Here is a 4405-nt window from a genome sequence, read left to right as displayed (position 1 = left end):
GCGACGTGGCCGCCCAGCGCACCCGTACCACCCGTGATCAGCACCGTGCCCCGCGGCGACCACCGCCCACCGGCCCGTGCATCGGTGACCCGTGCGAGGCGGCGTACGAACACGCCGGCTGCACGGACCGCGACCTGGTCCTCGGCCGACTGGCCCAGCGTCGCGACGAGCCGTTCGGCGGTCCGGCCGTCGATCGCGGCGGGCAGGTCGATCAGACCGCCCCAGCGCGAGGAGTGCTCCAGAGCGACCACCCGGCCGAGGCCCCACACCTGGGACTGGACGGGGTCCGCCGGCTCGTCGGCGGGGGTCACTCCCATCGCGTTCCGCGTCGCGCACCACAGCGGGGCATCGACGCCCGCGTCGCCGAGTGCCTGGACGAGCAGGACGGACAGAGCGACGCCGGTGGTCAGGGACGTGACCGGGGAGGGCGAGCCGTCGATGGCGAGCAGCGACAACACACCCGCGACGGGCTCGTTCCCCGCCGTACCGGCGAGTTGCGCGGCCAGGGAGTCCCGGCCGGCGGCCGGGTCGACCGGGACCGGCAGCGGGGTGAGGCCCTGGGCCGTCAGCCCGTGCAGGCAGGCACTGACCCAGTCGTCGTCGAGTTGCGCGGCACTGACCGGGACCAGCCAGGTGCCGGGCCGGCCGGTGCCGTTGGGGCCGGAGATGCGCTTCCAGGTGATCCGGTAGCGCAGGGCGTCCGCAGCGGACTGTTCCTTGCGCTGCCGGCGCCACGACGACAGTCGGGGCAGGACGTCGCCGAACGTGTCCTCGGCGCGGATGTCGAGGGTCCCGGCAAGGGCCGCCAGGTCCTCGCGCTCCACCGTCTCCCAGAACTCGGCGTCCACCGGATCCACAGCCGTGGCGGTGGGCTCCGGCGCGTCCACCCAGTACCGCTGGTGCTGGAACGCGTACGTCGGCAGATCGACCTTCCGCGCACCGGAGAAGAACACGCTCCAGTCCACCGGAGCACCGTGGTTGTGCAGCTGGGCGAGGGCCGTGGTGAGCGCCGGCCGCTCGGGGCGGTCGTTGCGCAGCACCGGCACCGTGACCGCGTCCTCCAGGCAGCTCTGCGTCATGCCGCTCAGCACACCGCCGGGGCCGACCTCGACGAAGGTCGTCACGCCCAGGCCGTGCAGGGTCTGCACACCGTCGGCGAAACGGACCGCCTCACGGACGTGACGGACCCAGTAGTCCGGCGTGTACGACTCCGCCAGCCGGCCGGTGAGGTTGGAGACGACGGGTATGCGCGGCTCGTCGAACGTCAGCCCGCGGACGACCTTCGCGAACTCCTCCAGCATCGGATCCATCAACGGCGAGTGGAACGCGTGGCTGACCTTCAGACGCGAGGTCTTACGACCCTGCTGGGTGAAGTGCTCAGCGATCTTCACGACCGCAGTCTCAGCACCGGACACCACCACGGACTGCGGTCCGTTGATCGCCGCGATACCGGCCTCGTCGGTCAGGTGCGGCAGGACCTCGTCCTCGGTGGCCTGGACCGCCACCATCGCACCGCCCACAGGCAGCGCCTGCATCAGCCGAGCCCGAGCCGACACCAACATTGCCGCGTCCTCCAGGGAGAGCACTCCGGCAACATGGGCCGCAGCGATCTCACCCACGGAATGGCCGGCCACATAGTCCGGCCGCACGCCCCACGACTCCAGCAGCCGGAACAGCGCCACCTCGACCGCGAACAACGCAGGCTGAGTGACGCCGGTCTGGTTCAGCTCCTCCGACTCGACATCGACCGGCTCCTCCAGATGCGCGCACACCTCGTCGTAGGCGTCCGCGAACACCGGGAACGCCTCGTACAGCTCACGGCCCATCCCCAGCCGCTGCGACCCCTGGCCGGAAAACAGGAATCCGGTCTTGCCTTCCGGCTTGCCCTGGACGACGCGGGACGACGGCGTACCGGCGGCCAGGTCCTTGAGCCCCTGCAGGAAGTCGTCGTGGGTCTCCCCCACCACTGCCGCCCGGTGGCGCAGGGCGGTGCGGGTGGTGGCCAGCGAGAGGCCGACGTCGGCCGGCGACGTCCCGTCGTCCACGAAGGACAGCAGTCGTCGTGCCTGGTCGCGCAGTGCCGCGCCGCTCTTGGCGGAGAGCAGCCACGGCAGCGGGGCCGCCGTCGCCGGGGCGGTGTCCTCGGCCGGGGCCGGGGCCGGCGGGGCTTGTTCGATGATCGTGTGGGCGTTGGTGCCGCTGACGCCGAAGGACGAGATACCCGCCCGTCGGGGGTGGCCGGATTCGGGCCAGTCGATGGCCTCGGTGAGCAGGCGGACGTCACCGGCCGTCCAGTCCACGTGCGGCGTCGGCTCGTCCACGTGCAGCGTCCGCGGCAGCACGCCGTGGCGCATGGCCATGACCATCTTGATGATGCCGCCGACACCGGCGGCGGCCTGGGTGTGGCCGATGTTGGACTTCAGGGATCCCAGCCACAGCGGCTGACCGTCGGTCCTCTCGCGGCCGTAGGTCGCCATCAGTGCCTGTGCCTCGATCGGGTCGCCGAGCCGCGTGCCCGTGCCGTGCGCTTCCACCGCGTCGACGTCGGCTGCGGTGAGGCCGGCGGCGCCGAGCGCCTGGCGGATGACCCGCTGCTGCGCGGGGCCGTTGGGGGCGGTCAGGCCGTTGGACGCGCCGTCCTGGTTGATGGCGGTGCCGCGGACGACCGCCAGCACCTGGTGTCCGTTGCGGCGGGCGTCGGAGAGCCGCTCCACCAGGAGCATGCCGACGCCTTCGGACCAGCCCGTGCCGTCCGCGGCCGCGGCGAACGCCTTGCAGCGGCCGTCGGCGGCGAGGCCGCGCTGGCGGCTGAACTCCACGAAGGCCCGGGGGGTGGACATCACCATCACGCCGCCGGCCAGTGCCATGGAGCACTCGCCGTTGCGCAGCGCCTGGACCGCCCAGTGCAGCGCCACCAGCGACGACGAGCATGCCGTGTCGATGGTGACCGCCGGGCCTTCCAGGCCGAGGGTGTAGGCGATGCGGCCGGACATGATGCTGGCGGAGTTGCCCGTGCCGAAGAATCCCTCGGAGTCGTCGACCGCGTTGAACGCCTGTGCCGCGTAGTCCTGGTAGCCGGATCCGACGAAGACCCCGGTGCGGCTTCCGCGCACCGACTCGGCGTCGACGCCCGCGCGTTCGAGGACCTCCCACGAGGTTTCGAGCAGCAGCCGCTGCTGGGGGTCCATGGCGACGGCCTCGCGCGGACTGATCCCGAAGAACGCCGGGTCGAACTCCCCCGCCTCGTAGAGGAATCCGCCGTGCCGCGTGTAGGTCTTGCCCAGCGCGTCGGGGTCGGGATCGTAGATGCCGTCCACGTCCCAGCCGCGGTCGGCCGGGAAGTCCCCTACGGCGTCGCTGCCGGAGGCGACCAGCCGCCACAGGTCCTCGGGCGAACGGACGCCGCCGGGGTAGCGGCAGGCCATGCCGACGATCGCGATCGGGTCGTCGTCCGCGGCCGTCGCGCTCACCGGCGCCGGCTCCGGTGCCGTCGTCGCGGTGCGGCCGGTGATCTCGGTGCGCAGCAGCTGGGCGAGGGCGTTGGCGTTCGGGTAGTCGAAGACCAGGGTGGGCGGCAGTGCGAGGCCGGTCTCGGTGTTGAGCTTGTTGCGCAGTTCGACGGCGGTCAGCGAGTCGAATCCCAGGTCCTTGAAGGCCCGGTCGGCTTCGACCTCGCCGGCGCCGCTGTGGCCGAGTACGGCGGCCGCGTGGGTGCGGACGAGCTCGACGAGCAGCGTGTTCTGCTCGGTCCCGGACAGTCCGGCGAGCCGGGCGGCCAGGGGCGATTCGGCGGCTGCGCCGCTCTCGTCGGTGCGGCCGGCGGCGTTCAGGATCCGTTCGGTCTCCGGGAGGTCGCCGAGCAGGGCGCTCGGACGGCCCACGGTGAACGGGGTGATGAACCGTTCCCAGTCGATGTCGGCCACGGTCACGGTCGTCTCGCCGGAGTCCAGTGCCTGCCGGAGGCCGGAGACCGCGAGCGCGGCGGGCATCGGGATCAGGCCGCGGCGCCGGAGCCGTTCGGCCGCGCCTTCGCCTTCGGCCATGCCGCCGTCGCCCCAGGGGCCCCAGGCCACTGCGGTCGCGGGCAGGCCCTGTGCCCGCCGCCGTTCGGCGAGCCCGTCGAGCGCGGCGTTGGCTGCCGCGTAGGCGGCCTGGTGGCCGCTGCCCCACACGCCCGCGATGGACGAGAAGAGGACGAAGGCGTCGAGCTCCTGACCGGCCAGCAGCTCGTCCAGGTGCATCGCGCCGGCGGCCTTCGCGGACAGCACGCCGGCGAAGGAGCCGAGGGTCATGTCCGCGAACGGTTCCAGGTGGTCCACGCCGGCGGTGTGCACGACGGCGTTCACGGGGTGCTCGGCGAGCAGCGCGGCCAGCGCCGCACGGTCGGCCACGTCACAGGCGGCCA

At 72.7% G+C, this 4405-nt stretch carries 1 protein-coding gene; it reads right to left on the bottom strand.

Annotated features, from left to right (window positions below; all coding sequences use genetic code 11):
- The coding region (locus IE182_RS31375) for a type I polyketide synthase (RefSeq protein ID WP_190113395.1) at nt 1-4405 on the bottom strand (4405 nt) is incomplete at both ends.

The organism is Streptomyces cinnamoneus (assembly GCF_014650495.1).
In the GTDB taxonomy this organism is placed as follows: domain Bacteria; phylum Actinomycetota; class Actinomycetes; order Streptomycetales; family Streptomycetaceae; genus Streptomyces; species Streptomyces cinnamoneus.
Note: the sequence above shows the minus strand (reverse complement) of the source record. Positions and strands in the feature narration are given on the sequence as shown.